Genomic DNA, 22,125 nt, shown 5'->3' on the forward strand with positions numbered 1-22,125 from the left:
TGAGTTACCAGATGTTGCACAGGTTGAGATGTGCGTTGGATGTTCCGACGCCTTCGCGGGCAAGCCTCGCTCCTACGGATCACCTAAACCCTGTAGGAGCGAGGCTTGCCCGCGAAGAGGACATCAGCCACGCAAAAAATCTCAAGCCTTGGCGAGCGCCGGCAAATCCCCGGTCAACCCCAGCGCTTCACGCACAAACAACGCCTTGGCCTCCGGCAACTGCTCGACCAGTTTCAACCCGGCATTACGCAACCAGCGCACCGGCAGCGGATCGGCCTGGAACAGCCGTTCAAAGCCTTCCATCGCCGCCATCAGCGCCAGGTTGTGCGGCATGCGCCGACGCTCGTAACGGCTGAGGACTTTTACGTCCGCCAGGCGTTCGCCGCGCTCCGCCGCTTGCAGCAGCACTTCGGCCAGCACCGCCGCATCGAGAAAACCAAGGTTCACGCCCTGCCCGGCCAGCGGATGGATGGTGTGCGCCGCATCGCCGATCAGCGCCAGACCTTCCGCCACATAGCGCTTGGCATGGCGCTGACGCAGCGGCACGCACAATCGCGGATCAGCGCTGAGCACCGTACCCAAACGCCCCTCGAAGGCCCGTTCCAGTTCGCGGCAGAAACCTTCGTCATCCAGCGCCATCAAGCGTTCGGCTTCACTCGGCGTGGTCGACCAGACGATCGAACACCAATCCTGTTGACCGTCCCGTTCCAGAGGCAGGAAAGCCAACGGCCCGTTATCGGTGAACCGCTGCCAAGCGGTCATCTGATGCGGTTTGGAGCTGCGCACGCTGGTCACGATCGCGTGGTGCATATAGTCCCACTCACGGGTCGCGACACCAGTCAGGCGTCGTACCGCCGAGTTGGCGCCGTCCGCTGCGATCACCAACGGCGCGCGCAAGGTGCGGCCGTCGGCCAGGGTCAGCAGCCAGTCATCGCCGGAGCGGCGCATCTGCTCCAGGCGCGCATTGGCCAGCATGCCGAGGTCGCAATCGTGCAAGCGGTCGAGCAAGGCGTCCTGCACCACGCGGTTTTCGACGATATGGCCCAATACGTCGGCGTGCACACTGGCCGCCGAAAAATGGATTTGCCCGGTGCCGCTGCCGTCCCAGACGTGCATGTCGGTGTAGGGGCTGCTGCGCCGGTTGGCGATGCCGTCCCACACGCCGAGGCGTTCAAGGATGCGCTGGCTGGCGGCAGACAAGGCACTCACTCGCGGCTCGAAAGTCGCTTGGGCATCGAAGGGTTTGACGCTCATCGGGCTGCCGTCCAGCAGCAGGACTTCCAGCCCGCTGTCCTGCAACGCCAGCGCCAGGGCGCTGCCGACCATTCCGGCCCCGACAATCAGCAGATCTGCGCGCATTTCCATGCTTTAAGCCTGTCTCGCTTGCGGCTTGAGCCGCACGTAAAGGGTTTTTTCGACCCGCGCCACCAAGGTGCCGGCGCCGTCGTGAATATCGACCTGCAACTGCGGCAGGTATTTTTCGCCACTCGCCGTCTGCCGGCGAATCTCGTCGAGCAAGGTCTCGTCGATGTTGAAGCGGGCGAACACCGGGCCTTTGCCCGGCGCAATGAAATCGATGTCGGCAGCCTTGTCCCAGACGATGTACCGATGCCCGAGGTTTTCCATCAGCATCAGCATGTAGAACGGATCGACCATCGAATACAGGCTGCCACCGAACTGGGTGCCGACGTAGTTGCGGTTGTACCAGCCCAGGCCCATGGACACTTTGATGTCCCGGAAGTCATCGCTGATGTGCCGAACCCGCACCCCGGCGCCGAGGTACGGCGGGTAGAACGTCATGACCCAGCGCATCAAGCGCGCCTTGCCGAATTTTGCAGTCAGCCACTTAAGCATCCGGGCGAGTACCCAAACCCATGGCCTGCCGGGCGAACCAGCGTTTGGCCGGCGGCAACAGATCAAGGCCAAGCAGGCCGATGTTGCGGCCCAGGGACACCAGCGGCTGGGTACTGCCGAACAGGCGCGTGACCTGATCGGAGAAGCCCACGGTGAGGTTCTGATCCATGCGCTGGCGTTCGCGATAGGCTTGCAACGTCGCGAAGTCGCCGGGCGAGGTTTCGCTGGCCAGCAATGCATCGGCCAAGGCCTGAGCATCGCGCAAGGACAGGTTGAAACCCTGCCCCGCAATCGGATGCAGGCTGTGAGCGGCGTTGCCGAGAATCGCCAGATGCGGACGCACCTGCTCTTCGGCCTCGATCAAGGTCAGCGGGTACAAGTGCCGCGCGCCGACCTGTTTCAACGTGCCGAGGCGATAACCGAACACGCCCTGCAACTCGCTGAGGAAGCTCTTTTCATCGAGGGCCGCCAGCCGTTGCGCGTCCATGCCCAGACGGGTCCAGACCAACGCGCAGCGGTTGTCCGGCAACGGCAACAGCGCCATCGGGCCTTCATCGGTGAACCGTTCGAACGCCATGCCGTTGTGGGATTCGCTCGGGGTGATGTTGGCGATCAATGCGCTCTGGTTATACGGACGCTTCTTGATGCCGATCCCCAGTTGCTCACGCAGACCGGAACGGCCGCCATCGGCGAGCACCGCGAGGTCGCATTCCAAAGTGGTTTCGTCATTGAGGGTCAGGCGATAGCCATCGGTCAGCGGTTCCATGCGGGTGACTTCCGCCGGGCAACGCCAACTGACCACGTCCTTGTCCAGGCCTTGCCAGAGGCATTGGCCGAGCCAGGCGTTTTCCACCACATAACCCAGCGCCGGAACGCCCTCTTCCATCGCCGACAGTCGCGCCGTGGAAAAACGCCCACGGTCGGACACATGGATCTGCTTGATCGGCTCGGCGCGGCGGGAGATTTCCTGCCACACGCCCAACCGTTGATAAATCTGCTTGGCGCCATAGGACAGCGCCGAAGAACGGGCGTCGTAGCTCGGCTGATAGGTATCACCGGGGGCGAACGGTTCGATCAGCATGATCTTCCAGCCCCGCGCCTTGGCCCCGGCCTGCAAGGCCAACGCCAGACTCGCGCCGACCAGGCCGCCACCGATGATTGCCAGGTTGACTCGACTCATGCCGCTTGTGTCCGTGCTTGCGCCATCAAGGCCTCGATGTCGGCGACCGTTTTCGGCACGCCTTTCGTCAGGATTTCACAACCGGTCTTGGTCACTACCACGTCGTCCTCAATGCGCACGCCAATGCCGCGCCATTTCTTCGCCACGTTCGGGTTGTCGGGGGAAATGTAGATCCCCGGCTCCACCGTCAGCGCCATGCCGACTTCCAGCACGCGCCATTCGCCGCCGACCTTATACTCGCCGACGTCATGCACATCCATGCCCAGCCAGTGCCCGGCGCGGTGCATGTAAAACGCTTTATAGGCTTCGCTGGCGATCAACTCGTCAACATCGCCCTTCAACAGACCCAACTTCACCAGCCCGGTGGTAATCACCCGGACCGTGGCTTCGTGCGCCTGATTCCAGTGTTTGTTCGGGGCGATCTCGGCGAACGCCGCTTCTTGCGACGCCAGCACCAACTCGTAGATCGCCTTCTGCTCGGCTGAATACTTGCCGCTGACCGGCCAGGTGCGGGTGATGTCGCTGGCGTAGCAATCGATCTCGCAACCGGCGTCGATCAGCACCAGGTCGCCGTCCTTGAGCACCGCGTCATTCTGCTGGTAATGCAGGATGCAGCTGTTGCGCCCCGAGGCGACGATCGAGCCATACGCCGGCATCTTCGCCCCGCCCTTGCGGAACTCGTAATCAAGCTCGGCTTCCAGGCTGAATTCATGCAACCCGGCACGGCTGGCCTGCATCGCGCGGATATGCGCCTGGGCGGAAATCCGTGCGGCTTCGCGCATCACCTTCACTTCTGCCGCCGATTTATACAGGCGCATGTCGTGAAGCAAATGATCCAGGGCAACGAATTCGTTCGGCGGCTGGGCGCCGAGGTGCGCTTTAGAGCGGATCACGTTGATCCAGTCCATCAGGTGCCGGTCGAATTCCGGGTTGCTGCCCATGGCCGAATACACCCGGTCGCGCCCTTCGATCAGGCCCGGCAGGATGTCGTCGATGTCGGCAATGGGGAACGCATCGTCGGCACCGAAGTCGCGGATCGCGCCTTCCTGGCCGGCGCGCAGGCCGTCCCACAGTTCTCGTTCGGCGTTGCGCTCACGGCAAAACAGCACGTATTCGCCGTGCTCACGTCCCGGCATCAAAACGATAACGGCTTGAGGCTCGGGGAAACCGCTGAGGTACTGGAAGTCGCTGTCCTGACGGTAGACGTGCTCGACGTCGCGGTTACGAATGGCGACCGCGGCGGCGGGCAGAATCGCGATGCTGTTGGGTTCCATCTGCGCCATCAAGACCTTGCGGCGACGGCTGTATTCCGATTTCGGGATATGAATCATGGGCAGATGGCTTTCCCTGGCAGGCGATTAATGCAACGACGGTTTGGCAGCGGCCGGCTCGGCAGGTTTCTTGGTTTCGGTGAACAGCAGCAGCGGCGCGACGCGCAGGTACTCCATGACTTCCATGTAGTCGCTTTCGCCGTCGTCGGACTCTTCCAGGGCGTCTTGCACCTGGGCGATGGCGGCCAGATCCTGCAGGACCTCGGTCGCTTCAGTGCTCAGCGCATTGTCGCGGTAGGTCAGGCCGAAACCGGCGAGGAAGCCCTGGCACCATTGGCCCAGTGCGGCAGCGCGATCCGCCAGCGGTGCATCGTCGGTTGGCAGCAGCAGGACGACGGTCATGTCGTCACCGGTCAGCTCGCCCTTGACCATCTCTTGCAGGCCGATCAGGGCGTTGCGGACGTTGTCTTGTGGCTCGCCTTCGAGCAGCTCACCGGCATCGGACAGCCAGCTGTCGGCTTCGAAGCCGGCACCGGCGCAACTGCGACCGAGCAACAGGCCGTGCAGTTCGGCAGGCGAGACGTTATGACCGCTGGAAGTCAGCAGGGTGGCGAAGGCTTGGTACGGGGAATTCTGAATGGGCATGGGCAGCTAGGCGCCAGACGGCGCTATGTCTAGAATGAAGGCCTTGTATCCTACATCGACAGACTCGCCAAGACTATTAAAGGCTGTCCGGCAGCTTTCCCCCATCAGACACAAATTCAGTGGACACAATGGAAGACACCGATCTGCAAGCGCTGATGGCAAGACTCGAGCTGCTAATTAGCCGAGTCGAGCAACTAAAGAGCCAAAATGGACTCCTATTAGCGCAGGAAAAAACCTGGCGCGAGGAACGCGCGCACCTCATTGAAAAAAACGAAATCGCCCGGCGTAAGGTCGAATCGATGATTTCGCGCCTCAAGGCCCTGGAGCAAGACTCATGAGTTCAAGCAATAGCGTTACCGTGCAGATCCTCGACAAAGAATATTCGATCATCTGCCCCCAGGAAGAGCGCAGCAACCTGGTGAGCGCCGCCCGTTACCTGGATGGCAAGATGCGCGAAATCCGCAGCAGCGGCAAAGTCATCGGCGCCGACCGCATCGCCGTGATGGCCGCACTGAACATCACCCACGACCTGCTGCACAAGGAAGAACGCCCGGACGTACAGGCCAGCGGTTCGACCCGCGAGCAGGTGCGCGACTTGCTCGATCGCGTCGATCTGGTGCTCGCTACCGATCCGGACGTCACCAAGGGCTGATTCGTGCGACCGCTTGGGGTATACTCGCGTCACTCCCTGGGGTGCTTGCCAGTTGACGATGTCCCTGAGCCGATTCGCACTACCCTGGAAGTTGCACGTTGGGCTGGTGTGCATGTCCGCTAGACGGAAAGCCTTAAAGCCTACTGCTTCTTCCACCTTGAACTTTCGGGTTCAAGGGCTAAGTCAGCAGCGGTTCATCCGGGGAGCCTGATTCCAGTCCGATGCCGGTTTAAATACCGGCATCGGCTTTTTTACGAGTACGCTTTGTGTACTCGCACTGCCGAAGCCCGAATCCATGACCGAACCTGCGCTGCTTCCCCGCCCGCAACTTCGACGCATGCTGCGCAAGGCCCGCCGCGCACTGACACCCAGTCAGCAGCGCCAGGCCGCTCGCGGGCTCTATAAGCAACTGGCCCAGCACCCGTTGTTTCGCCGCGCAAAACATATCTCTCTGTATCTGCCCACCGACGGTGAAATCGACCCGCGCCTGTTGCTGCGTGCCGCGCAACGCCGAGGCAAAGCCACCTATCTACCGGTGCTCAGCGCCTGGCCGCGAACCAAAATGGTGTTCCAGCGGATTCGCCCTGGCGAAAAACTCAAACCCAACCGCTTCCGCATTCTCGAGCCCCGGGCCAACCTTGCCCGGCAACGCAAGGTCTGGGCGCTGGATCTGGTGTTGTTGCCATTGGTCGGGTTTGACGATGTCGGCGGGCGTTTGGGAATGGGCGGCGGTTTCTATGACCGCAGCCTGGCGTATCTGGCACGGCGCAAAACCTGGCGCAAGCCGACGCTGTTGGGGCTGGCCCATGAATGTCAGAAGGTCGAACGATTGGCTCAAGCGAGCTGGGATGTGCCGTTGCAAGGAACGGTGACAGACAAGGCGTGGTATTTCGCAGGGTAGACGCCACCGGGATCAGCGGCGTCAGGAAGACAGGGTCAACGCTTGAAGGCTGACGGCTGTTGTTGCTGCGCGATTTCGATTGGCGCGTCGGTCTTGTTGTTCCACAAGCTTTGGGCATAGCCAGTGGTCACGACGCCGAGGCCGAACAAAATAACCAAAATCCATAGTAAATCCGGTTTGCGTTTCATCGATTGCCCCCCAAAGGCACATCAACACGATGACAGCAGCGGTTTCCGTTGTAGGCCGTGCAGCAGCGTCAAGCTTAGAAGGCCGGCATTTTGCGGCAACGTGAACCGACACGCAAACACTGGCGTCAACCGACTGTCGGTTTGTCATAAAATTGCCCGACAACTTGCCCACCCACCTCGCAAGGAGCAAAAACCATGGCTTATTGGCTAATGAAATCCGAGCCCGACGAGCTCTCGATCAACGACCTCGCGAAGCTTGGCAAAGCGCGCTGGGACGGGGTTCGCAACTATCAGGCACGCAACTTTTTGCGGGCGATGGCGGTGGGTGACGAGTTCTTCTTTTATCACTCCAGCTGCCCGGAACCCGGGATTGCCGGGATTGGCAAGATTATCGAAGCCGCCTATCCCGACACGACTGCGCTGGAGCCTGAGAGTCATTACTACGACCCGAAGGCCTCGCCGGAGAAAAACGCCTGGAGCGCGATTGATGTCGCGCATGTCGAGACGTTTGCCAAGGTGCTGAAGCTGGATTATCTGAAGCAGCAGACAGCGCTGGCCGAGATGCCACTGGTACAGAAAGGGTCGCGGTTGTCGGTGATGCCGGTTACGGCTGAGCAATGGGCGGCGGTGATTGCGCTAAGGCCTTGAACCTTGCAGCGACTGGGTAAATGCCTTCGCGAGCAAGCCCGCTCCCACAAGATTGCGCAGATTCCCTGTGGGAGCGGGCTTGCTCGCGAAGAGGCCCGCCCGGACAACGAATGCCTTACTGGATGATCAAGTTGTTAAACAACAAATCCTCAACCACCGGTTTACCCGTTTCGTCGTTCATCACTTGTTGAGTCTGCTTCAACGCTTCCTGACGCAGCTTTTCTTTGCCATCGATGCTGTTCATCGCCTCGGTGGTCTGCTGGGTGAACAACGCCACCAGTTGATTGCGAATCAACGGTTCATTGGCCTTCACCAGTTTGGCCGCTTCTTCACCGGTCACCCGCAACGCCACGTCAGCCTTGAACACCTTCAACTTCGGCGTGCCATCCAGCCCATAGTTACCCACGAACGGCGGGCTCAGGGTGAGGTAGCTGACTTTCGGGGCTTCGCCTTCTTTAGCGGCTTCTTCGGCCATCGCTGCCATCGGCAGAGACAGGGCCAGCAACAACATGATCCACGCTTTCACAATTCGCTCCTTATCCGGTTTGCGGCCTAGCATAACGACCCGCCGCGCAAGCACAAGCTTATGGCCGACTATCAGGGCCGGGCATGCTCGTTGACCCAACGACTCACACACCTACACTTATCGGCCATCACTCCCAAAGGAATAGCCCTGATGAAAGCCGTGCTATGCAAAGCCTTCGGCCCTGCCGAATCGCTGGTGCTGGAAGACGTCGCCAGTCCTGTCGCGAAGAAGAACGAAATCCTGCTGGACGTGCACGCCGCCGGGGTCAACTTCCCGGACACGCTGATCATCGAGGGCAAATACCAGTTCAAGCCGCCCTTCCCGTTTTCCCCCGGCGGCGAAGCGGCTGGCGTGGTTAGCGCAGTAGGCGAAAAGGTCAGCCATCTTAAGGTCGGTGACCGGGTCATGGCCCTGACCGGTTGGGGCAGCTTCGCCGAACAGGTCGCGGTGCCGGGCTACAACGTGCTGCCCATCCCGCCGTCGATGGACTTCAACACCGCCGCCGCGTTCAGCATGACTTACGGCACCTCGATGCACGCCCTCAAGCAACGCGCCAATCTGCAACCGGGTGAGACCTTGCTGGTGCTCGGCGCATCCGGCGGTGTCGGCCTGGCCGCCGTGGAAATCGGCAAAGCCATGGGCGCCCGTGTGATCGCCGCCGCCAGTAGCGCCGAAAAACTCGCCGTGGCCAAGGCTGCCGGCGCCGATGAACTGATCAACTACAGCGAAACCAGCCTCAAGGACGAAATCAAACGCCTGACCGATGGCCAGGGCGCCGACGTGATCTACGACCCGGTCGGTGGCGACCTGTTCGATCAGGCCGTGCGCGCCATTGCCTGGAACGGCCGCCTGCTGGTAGTGGGTTTCGCCAGCGGACGCATCCCGGAATTCCCGGTCAACCTCGCCCTGCTCAAAGGCGCAGCGGTGGTCGGTGTGTTCTGGGGCTCGTTTGCCCAGCGCCAGCCCCAGGACAACGCGGCGAACTTCCAGCAATTGTTTGGCTGGTTTGCCGAAGGCAAGCTGAAACCGCTGGTGTCGCAGGTATATCCGCTGAGTAATGCGGCGCAAGCGATCAATGATCTCGGCCAGCGCAAAGCAGTCGGGAAAGTAGTGGTGCAGGTTCGCTGAGAGGGATGAAGCGGTCTGGACCGTAGAGTCTGGATCGCTTCTTCTTTATAGGAAGGACATTTCCCAAAACCTTGTCCTGTTCTAGACCGAAAAACCGCACGAAGGCTTACCCATTAATCTTTCCTACACCGTCCTACGCTTACACCTGAGCGACATGTTCATAAAGGAACACACGATCTCCAGCATTTCCGCTGTTTTGCCAATGCGAACCGGTGCTATTTTCGGTAACGAAACTGTAACATTCGCATCCGCAGTCAAAACAAGAAATTTGGAGCTCTTGAATGTTTGCTTTCTTTCGACCTGCCGCACATCAGGCTGCCCTGCCTGAAGAAAAAATAGACAGCACCTACCGTCGCCTTCGCTGGCAGATCTTCGCCGGGATTTTCTTTGGCTACGCGGGTTACTACCTGCTGCGCAAGAACTTCTCCCTGGCCATGCCGTACCTGATCGACGAGGGTTACACCCGTGGTCAGCTGGGTTTGGCGATGTCGGCGATCGCGATTGCCTACGGTCTGTCGAAGTTCTTGATGGGCCTGGTGTCCGACCGGTCCAACCCGCGTTACTTCCTGCCGTTCGGCTTGCTGGTGTCAGCCGGGGTGATGTTCATTTTCGGTTTCGCGCCGTGGGCAACCTCCAGCGTAACCATGATGTTCATCCTGTTGTTCATCAACGGTTGGGCCCAGGGCATGGGTTGGCCGCCAAGTGGCCGGACCATGGTGCACTGGTGGTCGCAGAAGGAACGCGGCGGCGTGGTGTCGGTGTGGAACGTGGCGCACAACGTCGGTGGCGGTTTGATCGGCCCGTTGTTCCTGCTGGGCATGGGCCTGTTCAATGACTGGCACGCAGCGTTCTACGTACCGGCAGCGGTAGCGCTGGGCGTGGCGGTGTTTGCATTTGTCACCATGCGCGATACCCCGCAATCGGTCGGCCTGCCGCCGATCGAGCAGTACAAGAACGATTACCCGGAAGGCTACGACGCCAGCCACGAAGATGAGTTCAGCGCCAAGGAAATCTTCGTAAAGTACGTGCTGCGCAACAAGATGCTCTGGTACATCGCCATGGCCAACGTCTTCGTTTACCTGCTGCGCTACGGCGTACTGGACTGGGCACCGACCTACCTGAAAGAAGCCAAACACTTCACCGTCGACACGACGTCCTGGGCTTACTTCTTCTACGAGTGGGCGGGTATTCCGGGCACGCTGCTGTGCGGCTGGATGTCGGACAAGATCTTTCGTGGCAACCGTGGCCTGACCGGCATGGTGTTCATGGCGTTGGTGACTGTGGCGACGCTGGTGTATTGGCTGAACCCGGCCGGCAACCCGACCATCGACATGGTCGCGCTATTCTCGATTGGCTTCCTGATCTACGGCCCGGTCATGCTGATCGGCCTGCAAGCGCTGGAACTGGCGCCGAAGAAAGCCGCCGGTACCGCTGCGGGCTTCACCGGCCTGTTCGGTTACCTGGGTGGTTCGGTCGCGGCCAGTGCAGCGATGGGCTACACCGTGGACCATTTCGGCTGGGACGGCGGTTTCGTGCTGTTGATCGGTGCGTGCATCCTGGCGATGGTTTGCCTGGCACCGACCCTGTGGCACGAGCAAGTCGCCAGTCAGACCCGCGAAGCAATCGCCTGATCGGCCTTTGATTTGCAGCGCTTGAGCCGCGCCTCCAGATTCTTGTCTGGCATGGCGTGGCTACGCAGGGCGCTGGCGGTCTGCTCGACATAATCGCGAGTGGTGCCGTAACGCCCGCAAGCGCTTTCGAACACCTGGCTCAGCACGTGATCCGGCAAATTGCCGGCATAGCTGGGCAGGTGTCGTTCCAAAACAAATCCCAATGCCTGAACCTGGCTTCCGTCTTCAAGACGGCAGTTGAGCCAGTGTGGGCGATAGGACGGGAATGGCATCTCGCGCTGCCACAGCGCATAAAGCGACGCTTCGAGTTGTTCTTCGGGAAGGCGATAAGCGAAACCGCTGCAAGAGCCGCCACGATCCAGACCGAATACCAGGCCCGGCACTTCCGGCGTGCCGCGATGTTCGTGGGACCACAGGTACAAACCGCGATGATAGCCGTGCACTCGGCCGCGCACGCGTTCTACTGCCGGACATTCAGGGCGCCAGATCAGCGAGCCGTACGCGAACAGCCAGACCGGCCCACCTTTGTGGCGCGCCATGGTCGATTGCATCGAGCTGAGCAATTGTTCGTGCGTAAGCTGCGGCCCCAGATCGAGCCGCGGAGGGTAAGCCAGGTTCAGAAAAGCAGATTCAATGGCGCTCATGGCGAATAGCGTTCAGCTCCCCGCGGATAAAGAATTACTTAATAGAACGCACCGCTGTAACAATAAGGCACATAAGTTTTAAGGCAATTTAAGTGCCATGGCACAGTTCTTAAATAATTGCCTATATGACATATAACCTACCGGCATTTATATAATTCTATAAATACCGATCGGCTATATAGGGAGTTATAACGATTCAGGACCGCGGATCAAGATCGCGGATCAAGATCGCGGCGCGTACGCAAACACGTCGGCGCGCATCTGATGAGCATCCATCCCCGCTTCGACCAGCGCATCCAGCGTGCCGTAGACCATGGCCGGTGAGCCGCTGGCGTAAACATGCAGCGATTTCAGATCCGCAAAATCCTCACACACCGCCTCATGCAGCATCCCGCAGCGCCCTTCCCAACCGCATTGATCGCTGACGACTTTATGCAGGAACAAATTGGGCAGTTTCAGCCATTCGTCCCAATGTTCGATTTCATAAAAGTCTTCAGGGCGGCGCACGCCCCAATACAGATGCACCGGATGTTTGAAACCGGTGGCGCGGCAATGTTCGATCAGGCTGTGGATCTGGCCCATGCCGGTGCCGGCAGCGATCAACACCAACGGCCCGTCCGGCAGCTCGGCCAAGTGGGTATCACCGAAGGGCATTTCAATGCGCACCATGGCGTTGCGTTGTAACTGGTCGATCAGGCTCAGCGCACTGCTTTCGCGCGCCAGCACGTGGATTTCCAGGTCACGCCCGGCATGGGGTGCCGAGGCCAGGGAGAACGCGGATTTCTCGCCGTTCTCGCGCTCGATCATCAAATACTGACCGGCGTGATAACGCGGTGGCTTGCCGGCCGGCGCCCGCAGGTGCACCCGAAAGGTATCCCCGCCAACGTCCCTGCATTCAATGACCTGACACGACAAGCTGCGCACCGGCAGTTCTCCCAGCGCGAGCACGCCATCCCACAGCACGATGCAGTCTTCCAGCGGCTCTGCTATGCAAGTGTAGAACTCGCCGTGGTCACGCACATTGCCGGCCTGTTCGACCCGGCCTTCCACTAGCAATGCCGCACAGATGTGGCAATTGCCGTTGCGGCAGCTTTGCGGGCATTCATAGCCCAGCCGCCGCGCGCCATCGAGAATCCGCTCGCCGGGCAATATCTCAAGCACTGCTCCGGAGGGCTGCAAGGTTACACGCATCAATCTATTCCTAACTGATTCCAGATGGCATCGATCCGTTTTGTAACGGCTTCATCCTTGACGATCACCCGGCCCCACTCGCGCGTGGTTTCGCCGGGCCATTTATGCGTGGCATCGAGCCCCATCTTCGACCCCAGGCCGGAGACCGGCGAGGCGAAGTCGAGGTAGTCGATCGGCGTGTTGTCGATCATCACCGTGTCGCGCTTGGGGTCCATGCGCGTGGTGATAGCCCAGATCACGTCGTTCCAGTCGCGCGCGTTGATATCGTCGTCTGTGACGATAACGAACTTGGTGTACATGAACTGTCGCAAAAACGACCAGACACCGAGCATTACCCGCTTGGCATGCCCCGGATACGACTTCTTCATGGTCACGATGGCCATGCGATACGAGCAGCCTTCGGGCGGCAGGTAGAAGTCGGTGATCTCCGGGAACTGCTTCTGCAGGATCGGCACGAACACTTCGTTCAGCGCCACACCGAGAATCGCCGGCTCATCCGGTGGACGGCCGGTGTAGGTGCTGTGATAGATCGGTTTGATCCGGTGGGTAATGCGCTCGACGGTGAACACCGGGAAGCTGTCGACTTCGTTGTAGTAACCGGTGTGGTCGCCATACGGGCCTTCGTCGGCCATTTCGCCCGGATGAATCACGCCTTCGAGGATGATCTCGGCGGTGGCCGGCACTTGCAGGTCATTGCCACGGCACTTCACCAGTTCTGTGCGGTTACCCCGCAACAGGCCGGCGAAGGCGTATTCGGAGAGGCTGTCCGGCACCGGTGTCACGGCACCGAGGATGGTCGCCGGGTCAGCGCCCAGGGCTACAGACACCGGGAACGGCTGGCCGGGATGCTTCTCGCACCACTCGCGGTAATCCAGCGCGCCGCCGCGGTGGCTCAGCCAGCGCATGATGACTTTGTTGCGGCCGATCACTTGCTGACGATAGATGCCAAGGTTCTGGCGATCCTTGTTCGGGCCTTTGGTGACGGTCAGGCCCCAAGTGATCAGCGGGCCGACGTCGCCAGGCCAGCAGGTCTGCACCGGCAGCATCGCCAAGTCGACGTCGTCACCTTCGATGACCACTTCCTGGCACACCGCGTCTTTGACGACTTTCGGCGCCATCGCAATGATCTTGCGGAAAATCGGTAGCTTCGACCAGGCATCCTTCAAGCCCTTCGGCGGCTCGGGTTCCTTGAGGAACGCCAGCAACTTGCCGATTTCGCGCAGCTCGCTGACCGCCTCGGCGCCCATGCCCATGGCCACCCGCTCGGGGGTACCGAACAGGTTGCCGAGGACCGGGATGTCGTAGCCGGTCGGGTTTTCGAACAACAGCGCCGGGCCTTTGGCACGCAGCGTGCGATCACAGACCTCGGTCATCTCCAGCACTGGAGAGACAGGGACATGGATGCGTTTCAACTCTCCGCGCTGCTCAAGCTGCTGCACGAAATCCCGAAGATCCTTGAATTTCATTGATGATGGCACCCGTAAAATAGGCGTACATCCTACCTGCTCTGCCGGCCGCTGGCAGCTTATCGCTGCTTACTTGGCCGCATTCACGCTGCCATTGCCCAGTGTCGCCTGGGCTTGCAAGCGCTTGAACAGTGGCTCAAGCACCGGCGCCACGAGCCGCGCGCCGATCTCCGACAGGTGATTGTCGTCGGTATACAGCGAATGCCCGTTTAGCTCGACCCGGCACAGGCCCGCGTCATCACACAGCAGCGGTGCAGGATCCACCACGGTTACCCCTGAATTGGCGGCGGCTATTTGCGCGAACAGCTGGCTGATGAAAGCCTGGCGCTTGAAGTGCTCCGTCACCGCCAGGCCCACGTCATCGGTCGGGCGATGCAACATGGCCAAGCGAGTCAGGCGATAAGGCGGGCTGAACTGTTGCAGCGGCGCTTCCTTGACCAGCCAGACACGATGCCCGCCTGCGCGCAGTTGCCGGATCGTCGCCTGCAAGCCTTCAGCCAACCGTTGCTCAGCGGCGGGACGATCATAACGACCATGGGAATCGCGCAGCACATGGCCAAGATCGCCTTTCACATCGCCATAGAGATACAGGCTCCAGCGCGCGACCAGCACCACATCACCCACCGATTGCGGCTTTAAGGCCTGCTCGACACGACGATTGAACCGGGCGCATTGCCGATCATGTTCAAGCCCTTCGACCGGAATGCAGCCCGGGGAACTGGCGAGAATCACGCTGACACCATGCTTTTGCGCCCCATCATCAAAGACCGGGATCAGCGCCGTGGCATGACTGTCACCCCAGACCAGTGCCTGGGGGGCAGTCGACGCCGACGTTCCGTAGTGACAAAACAGCTTGTCATCAGGGGTTTTGTCGTCGGCCAGACAGCGCATCAGTTCCGGCCGCCACTCCTTGCCTTTGGCGTACTGCAACGCCTCATCCGACAAGCGCGAGGGCAAGCCATCGGTCCAGCGCAATGCCTGACCGGCCAGGCCGAGCACCAGCACACCGCAACCGGCCGCGACCAGGATCTGTCGACGTCCCGCCAACAACCGACGCTCGCGGAACGGCGTCTCGACGAAGCGCCACGACAGATACCCAAGCATCAGCGTCAGCAGAATCAGCCCCGCGATCTCAACTGGCCCCGACTCATCGACACTGGCATAGCTGGCGAACACGAAGACTGGCCAGTGCCACAGGTACCAGGAATAGGAAATCAACCCGAGGCCGACCAGCACACGGCTAGCCAGCAGCCCACCAACGAGCGTCTGCCGATGGCCGTTGGCCCAGATCAGCGCGACCACTCCGAGGGTCGGCAACAGCGCCGCGACACCGGGGAATGGCGTGCTGTTGTCATAGCAGAACACCGCCAGCAGAATCAGCCCGCCCCCAAACAGGCTGACGGCTTGAGCCCCAGCCGTAGTGAGGCGCCAGTGGCTTCTGGGCGCGACCGCCAACATGGCGCCGGCCAATAACTCCCAGGCGCGCATCGGCAACAGGAAAAAGGCTTTTTCCGGATGATGCGCGACGGCCCAGACGCTGAGCCCGAACGACAGCAGCAACACGCCGAACAATGCCAGTCGCCAGTGCTTGAGGCGGCTCGACAGTAATGTCAGGAGCAACGGGAAGACAATGTAGAACTGCTCTTCAACCGCCAGCGACCAAGTGTGCAGCAACGGCTTGAGATCGGAAGCCACATCAAAATAGCCATCCTGGCGCATGAACAGGATGTTGGAGACGAACATCACCTGGTAGCGCACCGAGCGCCCCAGCTCTTCATAGTCCTTAGGCGCCAGCAGGAACCAGCCCACCGCCAGCACCGCGAGAATCATCACAAACAGCGCCGGCAGGATCCGCCGGGCACGACGAGCCCAGAAATCGACGAAGCTGAAACGCCCGGCCTGACGTTGGTTCCAGATGATTGAGGTGATCAGGTAACCGGAAATCACAAAGAAGATGTCGACACCGACAAAGCCGCCGGTAAAGCCAGGCACACCAAAATGGAACAACACAACCGCGATCACGGCGATTGCCCGCAATCCGTCGATATCCCTTCGATAAGCAAGTGTGCTCATAAACAGAAAATGCCAGTCAGATTAAAGTTTTGGGCTCGTCGACCCATTTCGTTTCTGTACTGACCAACCCTAGTCGCAAACCTCCCTTTTTTTTGCAAAAAAAATGGCGTCCCGAAGGACGCCATTTTTAGCGGTTATAAACCGTCTTACTTACGCTTCATCGACAAGAAGAACTCGTCGTTGGTCTTGGTCGTTTTCAGCTTGTCGACCAGGAACTCGATGGCGGCGATTTCGTCCATCGGGTGCAGCAGCTTGCGCAGGATCCACATACGCTGCAACTCGTCGTCGGCCGTCAGCAACTCTTCGCGGCGGGTGCCGGAACGGTTGATGTTGATGGCCGGGAAGACACGTTTTTCAGCGATGCGGCGATCCAAAGGCAGTTCCATGTTGCCCGTGCCTTTGAATTCCTCGTAGATCACTTCGTCCATCTTCGAGCCGGTTTCAACCAGCGCGGTGGCGATGATGGTCAGCGAGCCGCCTTCTTCGATGTTCCGTGCAGCGCCGAAGAAACGTTTCGGTTTCTCCAGGGCGTGGGCATCGACACCACCGGTCAGTACCTTGCCGGAGCTCGGGATCACGGTGTTGTAGGCGCGAGCCAGACGGGTGATGGAGTCGAGCAGGATCACCACGTCTTTCTTGTGTTCGACCAGGCGCTTGGCCTTCTCGATCACCATTTCGGCAACCTGCACGTGGCGGGTTGGCGGCTCATCGAACGTCGAGGCAACCACTTCGCCGCGCACGGTGCGCTGCATTTCGGTTACTTCTTCCGGACGTTCGTCGATCAGCAATACGATCAGGTGAACTTCAGGATTGTTACGTGCGATGTTCGCGGCGATGTTCTGCAGCATGATCGTCTTGCCGGCTTTCGGCGGTGCAACGATCAGACCGCGCTGGCCTTTGCCGATCGGGGCGCACAGGTCGATGACACGACCGGTCAAGTCTTCGGTGGAACCGTTGCCGGCTTCCATCTTCATGCGCACGGTCGGGAACAGCGGGGTCAGGTTCTCGAAGAGAATCTTGTTTTTCGCGTTCTCGGGACGATCGTAGTTGATCGTGTCGACCTTGAGCAGCGCGAAATAACGCTCGCCTTCCTTTGGAGGACGGATCTTGCCAACGATGGTGTCACCGGTGCGCAAGTTGAAGCGACGGATCTGGCTCGGCGAGACGTAGATATCGTCTGGGCCGGCGAGATAGGAAGCGTCAGCGGAGCGCAGGAAGCCGAAGCCGTCCTGGAGAATCTCCAGCACGCCATCACCGGAGATTTCCTCGCCGCTTTTCGCGTGCTTTTTGAGCAGGGAGAAAATCACGTCCTGCTTGCGCGAACGGGCCATATTTTCTATGCCCATCTGTTCGGCCAATTCGAGCAGTTCGGTAATCGGCTTTTGCTTGAGTTCAGTCAGATTCATATAGGAATGACGTAATCATTTATGGAGGGGGGGAAATTAAGCTTTTGGCTTAATGAGGCCGCGCCGCAGAGAAGGCGACAGGATCGCGTACTTATTCGAAAAGGAGTGCGTCGGCGACGGCTAGCAGGGGGCAGTGGAGAAACCAGTGCGGGGCCGAATGTACCACCTGAGTTTCGGAGCGTCTAGCCCTGAATATGCAAAAAGCCCCGCAATATGCGGGGCTTTTTATACAACGTCGCCGACTTAGATGTTGGCGTCGAGGAATGCAGCCAGTTGCGACTTGGACAGCGCGCCAACCTTGGTCGCTTCCACGTTGCCGTTCTTGAACAGCATCAGGGTCGGGATACCACGTACGCCGTGCTTGGCCGGGGTTTCCTGGTTTTCGTCGATGTTCAGTTTGGCAACGGTCAGCTTGCCTTTGTAGGTCTCAGCGATTTCGTCCAGAACAGGAGCGATCATTTTGCAAGGGCCGCACCATTCAGCCCAGTAGTCGACCAGTACAGCGCCTTCGGCCTTGAGTACGTCGGCCTCGAAGCTAGCGTCGCTAACGTGTTTGATAAGATCGCTGCTCATGGAAGTCTCCAGGTTGTAAGCAAAAAAACGTGGCCCATCATAGCCGCCCTTCCCTCGTTCAGGAAGGTGCAGATGATTGAGTCTCGCTATGGTGCCGCATGAGTTTGGGTATAGCTCAAGTCACGAGGTGGCGGGAGCGACGAAGGCAATTCCGGTGCGCAATGCTGCATTGCGGACATGCTCCTGCATCGCCTTCTGCGCCGCCACGGACCCTCTGCGCGCCAGTGCGCGGAGGATTTTGCGGTGTTCCTGCCAGGTTTCCATGGCCCGCTCGGCCCGGATGAACGGTAGCTTCTGGCTCTCCAGAAAGATGTCGGCGCTTGCCGTCAGGATGCTCAACATCGCCTGATTACCGCTGGCCAGCAGGATGCGTCGGTGAAATTCGAAGTCCAGCCGCGCCGCCGCATCGAAGTCGCCGGCCTTTAATTCGTTGCGCATGGCGGCCACATTGTCTTCCAGGGCATCGAGCTCAAAAGTACTCAGCGTCACGGCCGCCAGCCCCGCCGCGAAACCCTCCAGGGCATAGCGCAACTGGAAGATATCCAGCGGCGACGCCTGAGCCGCGAACGGCCAACTCGCCGCCGCATCGCTCCGAGGCAAATCCACCGGCGACTGCACGAAAACACCCTTGCCCGGCTGGATACTGATCACGCCCAGCGCACTCAGAGACGACAAAGCCTCGCGCAAGGACGCCCGACTGACCCCCAATTGCACTGCCAGGTCCCGTTGCGAAGGCAAGGCATCCCCCGGCCCGAAGCCTTGCTCGGTAATCAATTTGCGGATGGCTTGCAGCGCCACTTCAGGTACGGCGCGAGAGATCGAATTCATGGTTTTTCAGACGAACCAGGCCAATGAGCGGCTAGTTGTAAAGCTATTCGGGGCGCCCGGCAAGTCGTGCCCCACTGGGGTTCGGTGTTCACCGGGGATGCGCTATCGGGGTGCGAAACGCGAGTTGACTGTTCAGACCAGTAAGACCGAACAAAACCAGCAAACCCGCGGCCTGCCACCCCGCAATCCTGATGTTGGCATGGCCCGTGCTCTGTCGAATCGCAGAAATCACTTCCGCCGATTCGGAGATTTGACATGACCCAGCGTTACAGCGCCCTCCTCGCCGCCCTGTTTGCCAGCCTGATGCTGAGCCAGGCACCCGCCCACGCCGACGGCCTGGAGGATGTGGTCAAGCGCGGCACCCTCAAGGTCGCCGTGCCCCAGGACTTCCCGCCCTTCGGCTCGGTCGGCCCGGACATGAAACCTCGCGGCCTGGACATCGACACCGCCAAGCTGCTGGCCGACCAGCTCAAGGTCAAACTCGAACTGACCCCGGTCAACAGCACCAATCGCATTCCGTTCCTGACCACCGGCAAGGTCGATCTGGTGATTTCCAGCCTCGGCAAAAACCCTGAACGCGAAAAAGTCATCGACTTCTCCCGCGCCTACGCACCGTTCTACCTCGCCGTGTTCGGTCCGCCAGACGCCGCGATCAAGGGCCTGGACGACCTCAAGGGCAAAACCATCAGCGTCACCCGTGGCGCCATCGAAGACATCGAGCTGAGCAAAGTCGCCCCCGAAGGCACGACCATCAAACGCTTTGAGGACAATAACTCGACCATCGCCGCCTACCTCGCAGGCCAGGTTGACCTGATCGCCAGCGGCAACGTGGTGATGGTGGCGATCAGCGAGAAGAACCCGAAACGCGTGCCCGCGCTGAAAGTGAAGCTTAAGGATTCACCGGTCTATGTCGGTGTGAACAAGAACGAGCCAGCGCTGCTGGACAAGGTCAACCAGATCATCGCCACCGCCAAGACCGACGGTTCGCTGGAGAAAAACGCCCTGACCTGGCTGAAAGAGCCACTGCCGGCCGATCTCTGATCGCCTGCCGGGAGACTCAATATGGCTTACCAGTTCGACTTTATACCGGTGGTGCAAAACACCGACCTGTTGCTGCGCGGTGCGCTGTTCACCCTTGAACTGACGGCCATCGGCGCGGTGTTCGGGGTGGGCCTGGGCATTGTCGGGGCGCTGGTGCGGGCGTGGAACATTCGCCCGTTCTCGGCGATCTTCGGGGTCTACGTCGAGTTGATTCGCAACACGCCGTTCCTGGTGCAGTTGTTTTTCATCTTCTTCGGCCTGCCGTCCCTGGGCGTGCAGATTTCCGAATGGCAGGCAGCCGTGCTGGCGATGGTGATCAATCTCGGCGCCTATTCCACCGAGATCATCCGCGCCGGCATTCAAGCGATCCCTCGCGGACAGCTGGAAGCGGCCGCCGCACTGGCGATGAGCCGGTTCGAAGCCTTTCGCCACGTGGTCCTGCTGCCGGCGCTGGGCAAGGTCTGGCCGGCGCTGAGCAGCCAGATCATCATCGTCATGCTCGGCTCGGCGGTCTGTTCGCAGATCGCCACCGAAGAGTTGAGCTTCGCCGCCAACTTCATTCAGTCGCGCAACTTCCGCGCGTTTGAAACCTACGCCCTGACCACGCTGATCTACCTGTGCATGGCGCTGCTGATTCGCCAGCTGCTGAACTGGATCGGCCGGCGCTACATTTCGCGGAGCAGCCAATGAGCGATTTCACCTTCTGGGACATTGTGCGCAACCTGCTTACAGGCCTGCAATGGACGCTGGCGCTGTCACTGGTGGCGTTTATCGGTGGTGGCGTGATCGGTTTGCTGGTCATGGTCATGCGCATTTCGAAAAAGAGTTTTCCCCGCAGCTTCGCCCGCACCTACATCGAACTGTTCCAGGGCACGCCGCTGTTGATGCAGCTGTTTCTGGTGTTCTTCGGCGTGGCGTTGGCCGGCGTGGAGATTTCACCCTGGATGGCCGCGGCTGTGGCGTTGACGCTATTCACCAGCGCATACCTGGCGGAGATCTGGCGCGGTTGCGTCGATTCGATCCCCAACGGCCAGTGGGAAGCTTCGTCGAGCCTGGCGCTCAACCCGCTGGAGCAATTGCGCTACGTGATCCTGCCGCAGGCCCTGCGCATCGCCGTGGCGCCAACCGTGGGCTTCTCGGTGCAAGTGGTCAAAGGCACCGCAGTGACCTCGATCATTGGTTTCACCGAACTGACCAAGACCGGCGGCATGCTCGCCAACGCGACCTTCGAACCGTTCATGGTCTACGGCCTCGTCGCCCTCGGTTACTTCCTGCTCTGCTACCCCTTGTCCCTCAGTGCGCGCTACCTGGAAAGGAGACTGCATGCCTCTGCTTAGAATTTCGGCCCTGCATAAATATTACGGCGACCACCATGTGCTCAAAGGCATTGACCTTAGCGTCGAGGAAGGCCAGGTCGTGGCAATTATCGGCCGCAGCGGCTCGGGCAAATCCACTCTGCTGCGCACCCTCAATGGTCTGGAGTCGATCAACGACGGTGTGATTGAAGTCGACGGCGAATACCTCGATGCCGCCCGCGCCGACCTGCGCAGCCTGCGGCAGAAAGTCGGGATGGTGTTCCAGCAGTTCAACCTGTTCCCGCACCTGACCGTGGGCGAGAACGTGATGCTGGCGCCGCAAGTGGTTCAGAAAGTTCCCAAGGCGAAAGCTAAAGAACTGGCAAAAGAAATGCTGGAGCGGGTTGGACTGGGAGAGAAGTTTGATGCGTTCCCCGATCGTTTGTCCGGCGGCCAGCAGCAACGCGTGGCGATTGCCCGTGCCCTGGCCATGTCGCCCAAGGTGTTGCTGTGCGACGAGATCACCTCGGCGCTGGACCCGGAACTGGTCAACGAAGTGCTGAGCGTGGTCCGGCAATTGGCCAAGGAAGGGATGACGCTGATCATGGTCACCCACGAAATGCGCTTCGCCCGGGAGGTTGGGGATAAGTTGGTGTTCATGCATCAGGGCAAGGTGCATGAGGTGGGGGATCCGAAGATTCTGTTCGCGAATCCGCAGACGGCGGAGTTGGCGAATTTTATCGGGACGGTTGAAGCGGCGGTCTGAAGGATTTTCGGTGACCGGGAGGCCGCCTTCGCGGGCAAGCCCGCTCCCACAGTGGGCCGCGTTCTTCCTGAGGTACTCGGTTAAATGTGGGAGCGGGCTTGCTCGCGAAGAGGCCATCAGCAGCACCGCAAATATTCCCGCGGTAAAAGATCGCAGCCTTCGGCAGCTCCTACGCGTTGGCGGCAGCGTTTGATCGTGGCACGATGTCGAGGTTATCG

At 60.1% G+C, this 22,125-nt stretch carries 24 protein-coding genes and 1 other RNA gene; 11 read left to right on the forward strand and 14 right to left on the reverse strand.

The genetic code is table 11. The features are described 5' to 3' along the window. Positions 1-141: 141 nt before the first annotated feature. From ACWIKB_RS01705 to ACWIKB_RS01725, 5 genes are read right to left on the reverse strand one after another with little or no spacing between them, the layout of a single operon-like run. Entirely contained in the window at positions 142-1,359 is a 1,218-nt protein-coding gene (locus ACWIKB_RS01705) for a 2-octaprenyl-3-methyl-6-methoxy-1,4-benzoquinol hydroxylase (protein WP_475265386.1), read from the reverse strand. Positions 1,360-1,368: 9 nt separating this feature from the next. Further along, complete coding sequence (locus ACWIKB_RS01710) at positions 1,369-1,854, reverse strand: DUF4442 domain-containing protein (RefSeq protein ID WP_054616997.1); 486 nt, start codon at positions 1,852-1,854, stop codon at positions 1,369-1,371. Beyond that, on the reverse strand, positions 1,847-3,034 hold the full coding sequence (gene ubiH / locus ACWIKB_RS01715) for a 2-octaprenyl-6-methoxyphenyl hydroxylase (RefSeq protein WP_475265066.1): 1,188 nt from the start codon (positions 3,032-3,034) through the stop codon (positions 1,847-1,849). The genes ACWIKB_RS01710 and ubiH overlap by 8 nt, the downstream gene beginning before the upstream one ends. Beyond that, the gene (gene pepP / locus ACWIKB_RS01720) at positions 3,031-4,365 is read right to left on the reverse strand and encodes a Xaa-Pro aminopeptidase (RefSeq protein ID WP_475265067.1); all 1,335 of its coding nucleotides are present in this window, start codon (positions 4,363-4,365) and stop codon (positions 3,031-3,033) included. Before pepP ends, ubiH begins: the two co-directional genes overlap by 4 nt. 27 nt (positions 4,366-4,392) lie before the next feature. Further along, a complete protein-coding gene (locus tag ACWIKB_RS01725; protein WP_163910752.1) occupies positions 4,393-4,950 on the reverse strand; it encodes a YecA/YgfB family protein in 558 nt (185 codons plus the stop codon). A gap of 128 nt (positions 4,951-5,078) precedes the next feature. Between ACWIKB_RS01725 and ACWIKB_RS01730 the strand changes: the two genes are divergently transcribed. The 4 genes from ACWIKB_RS01730 to ACWIKB_RS01745 all read left to right on the forward strand — a co-directional run bounded on the left by ACWIKB_RS01730 (position 5,079) and on the right by ACWIKB_RS01745 (position 6,503). Next, positions 5,079-5,288 carry a TIGR02449 family protein gene (locus ACWIKB_RS01730; RefSeq protein ID WP_007942437.1) on the forward strand — a complete coding sequence of 70 codons (210 nt, stop codon included), beginning with the start codon at positions 5,079-5,081 and terminating at the stop codon, positions 5,286-5,288. Then, positions 5,285-5,602: a cell division protein ZapA gene (locus tag ACWIKB_RS01735; RefSeq protein ID WP_007942435.1), complete on the forward strand. Its 318-nt coding sequence runs from the start codon at positions 5,285-5,287 to the stop codon at positions 5,600-5,602. The genes ACWIKB_RS01730 and ACWIKB_RS01735 overlap by 4 nt, the downstream gene beginning before the upstream one ends. 30 nt (positions 5,603-5,632) lie before the next feature. Then, positions 5,633-5,811: non-coding RNA, 6S RNA (gene ssrS, locus ACWIKB_RS01740), on the forward strand. Between the two features lie 86 nt (positions 5,812-5,897). Next, positions 5,898-6,503 carry a 5-formyltetrahydrofolate cyclo-ligase gene (locus ACWIKB_RS01745; protein WP_475265068.1) on the forward strand — a complete coding sequence of 202 codons (606 nt, stop codon included), beginning with the start codon at positions 5,898-5,900 and terminating at the stop codon, positions 6,501-6,503. Between the two features lie 35 nt (positions 6,504-6,538). Here ACWIKB_RS01745 and ACWIKB_RS01750 read toward each other — a convergent pair whose 3' ends face one another. Next, complete coding sequence (locus tag ACWIKB_RS01750) at positions 6,539-6,691, reverse strand: hypothetical protein (RefSeq protein ID WP_007942433.1); 153 nt, start codon at positions 6,689-6,691, stop codon at positions 6,539-6,541. A 195-nt stretch (positions 6,692-6,886) separates the two neighbouring features. On the opposite strand from ACWIKB_RS01750, the gene ACWIKB_RS01755 reads away from it, so the two are divergent. Continuing rightward, entirely contained in the window at positions 6,887-7,339 is a 453-nt protein-coding gene (locus tag ACWIKB_RS01755) for an EVE domain-containing protein (RefSeq protein WP_475265069.1), read from the forward strand. A 115-nt stretch (positions 7,340-7,454) separates the two neighbouring features. Here the strand turns inward: ACWIKB_RS01755 and ACWIKB_RS01760 are convergent, their stop codons facing one another. Further along, the gene (locus tag ACWIKB_RS01760) at positions 7,455-7,865 is read right to left on the reverse strand and encodes a flagellar basal body-associated protein FliL (protein WP_475265070.1); all 411 of its coding nucleotides are present in this window, start codon (positions 7,863-7,865) and stop codon (positions 7,455-7,457) included. A gap of 150 nt (positions 7,866-8,015) precedes the next feature. On the opposite strand from ACWIKB_RS01760, the gene ACWIKB_RS01765 reads away from it, so the two are divergent. Next, positions 8,016-8,993: an NADPH:quinone oxidoreductase family protein gene (locus tag ACWIKB_RS01765; RefSeq protein ID WP_054044635.1), complete on the forward strand. Its 978-nt coding sequence runs from the start codon at positions 8,016-8,018 to the stop codon at positions 8,991-8,993. Between the two features lie 281 nt (positions 8,994-9,274). Beyond that, on the forward strand, positions 9,275-10,624 hold the full coding sequence (glpT, locus tag ACWIKB_RS01770) for a glycerol-3-phosphate transporter (RefSeq protein ID WP_475265071.1): 1,350 nt from the start codon (positions 9,275-9,277) through the stop codon (positions 10,622-10,624). Here the strand turns inward: glpT and ACWIKB_RS01775 are convergent. From ACWIKB_RS01775 to ACWIKB_RS01805, 7 genes are all read right to left on the reverse strand, one after another. Further along, the gene (locus ACWIKB_RS01775; protein WP_475265072.1) at positions 10,600-11,268 is read right to left on the reverse strand and encodes a gamma-glutamylcyclotransferase; all 669 of its coding nucleotides are present in this window, start codon (positions 11,266-11,268) and stop codon (positions 10,600-10,602) included. The genes glpT and ACWIKB_RS01775 overlap by 25 nt on opposite strands. Positions 11,269-11,490: 222 nt before the next feature. Continuing rightward, positions 11,491-12,459 (reverse strand): CDP-6-deoxy-delta-3,4-glucoseen reductase, encoded by a 969-nt coding sequence (locus tag ACWIKB_RS01780; protein WP_475265073.1) that lies wholly within the window; start codon positions 12,457-12,459, stop codon positions 11,491-11,493. Next, a complete protein-coding gene (gene ubiD, locus ACWIKB_RS01785; RefSeq protein ID WP_475265074.1) occupies positions 12,459-13,925 on the reverse strand; it encodes a 4-hydroxy-3-polyprenylbenzoate decarboxylase in 1,467 nt (488 codons plus the stop codon). The genes ACWIKB_RS01780 and ubiD overlap by 1 nt, the downstream gene beginning before the upstream one ends. Before the next feature lie 69 nt (positions 13,926-13,994). Continuing rightward, complete coding sequence (locus ACWIKB_RS01790) at positions 13,995-15,998, reverse strand: acyltransferase family protein (protein WP_475265075.1); 2,004 nt, start codon at positions 15,996-15,998, stop codon at positions 13,995-13,997. 146 nt (positions 15,999-16,144) lie between these two features. Beyond that, positions 16,145-17,404, reverse strand: a complete 1,260-nt coding sequence (gene rho, locus ACWIKB_RS01795) for a transcription termination factor Rho (RefSeq protein ID WP_007942421.1) — start codon at positions 17,402-17,404, stop codon at positions 16,145-16,147. Between the two features lie 243 nt (positions 17,405-17,647). Then, complete coding sequence (gene trxA, locus ACWIKB_RS01800) at positions 17,648-17,977, reverse strand: thioredoxin TrxA (RefSeq protein WP_003206727.1); 330 nt, start codon at positions 17,975-17,977, stop codon at positions 17,648-17,650. 120 nt (positions 17,978-18,097) lie between these two features. After that, complete coding sequence (locus ACWIKB_RS01805) at positions 18,098-18,805, reverse strand: FadR/GntR family transcriptional regulator (protein WP_475265076.1); 708 nt, start codon at positions 18,803-18,805, stop codon at positions 18,098-18,100. Positions 18,806-19,060: 255 nt separating this feature from the next. On the opposite strand from ACWIKB_RS01805, the gene ACWIKB_RS01810 reads away from it, so the two are divergent. The 4 genes from ACWIKB_RS01810 to ACWIKB_RS01825 are packed head-to-tail and all read left to right on the forward strand — an operon-like array spanning position 19,061 to position 21,907. Beyond that, entirely contained in the window at positions 19,061-19,846 is a 786-nt protein-coding gene (locus ACWIKB_RS01810) for a transporter substrate-binding domain-containing protein (RefSeq protein WP_475265077.1), read from the forward strand. Positions 19,847-19,867: 21 nt separating this feature from the next. Beyond that, a complete protein-coding gene (locus tag ACWIKB_RS01815) occupies positions 19,868-20,536 on the forward strand; it encodes an amino acid ABC transporter permease (protein ID WP_213937898.1) in 669 nt (222 codons plus the stop codon). Continuing rightward, positions 20,533-21,183 (forward strand): amino acid ABC transporter permease, encoded by a 651-nt coding sequence (locus ACWIKB_RS01820; RefSeq protein WP_475265078.1) that lies wholly within the window; start codon positions 20,533-20,535, stop codon positions 21,181-21,183. Before ACWIKB_RS01815 ends, ACWIKB_RS01820 begins: the two co-directional genes overlap by 4 nt. After that, positions 21,170-21,907 carry an amino acid ABC transporter ATP-binding protein gene (locus ACWIKB_RS01825; RefSeq protein WP_475265079.1) on the forward strand — a complete coding sequence of 246 codons (738 nt, stop codon included), beginning with the start codon at positions 21,170-21,172 and terminating at the stop codon, positions 21,905-21,907. Before ACWIKB_RS01820 ends, ACWIKB_RS01825 begins: the two co-directional genes overlap by 14 nt. Positions 21,908-22,125 lie beyond the last annotated feature (218 nt).

Source organism: Pseudomonas sp. 5Vm1k, from assembly GCF_056161485.1.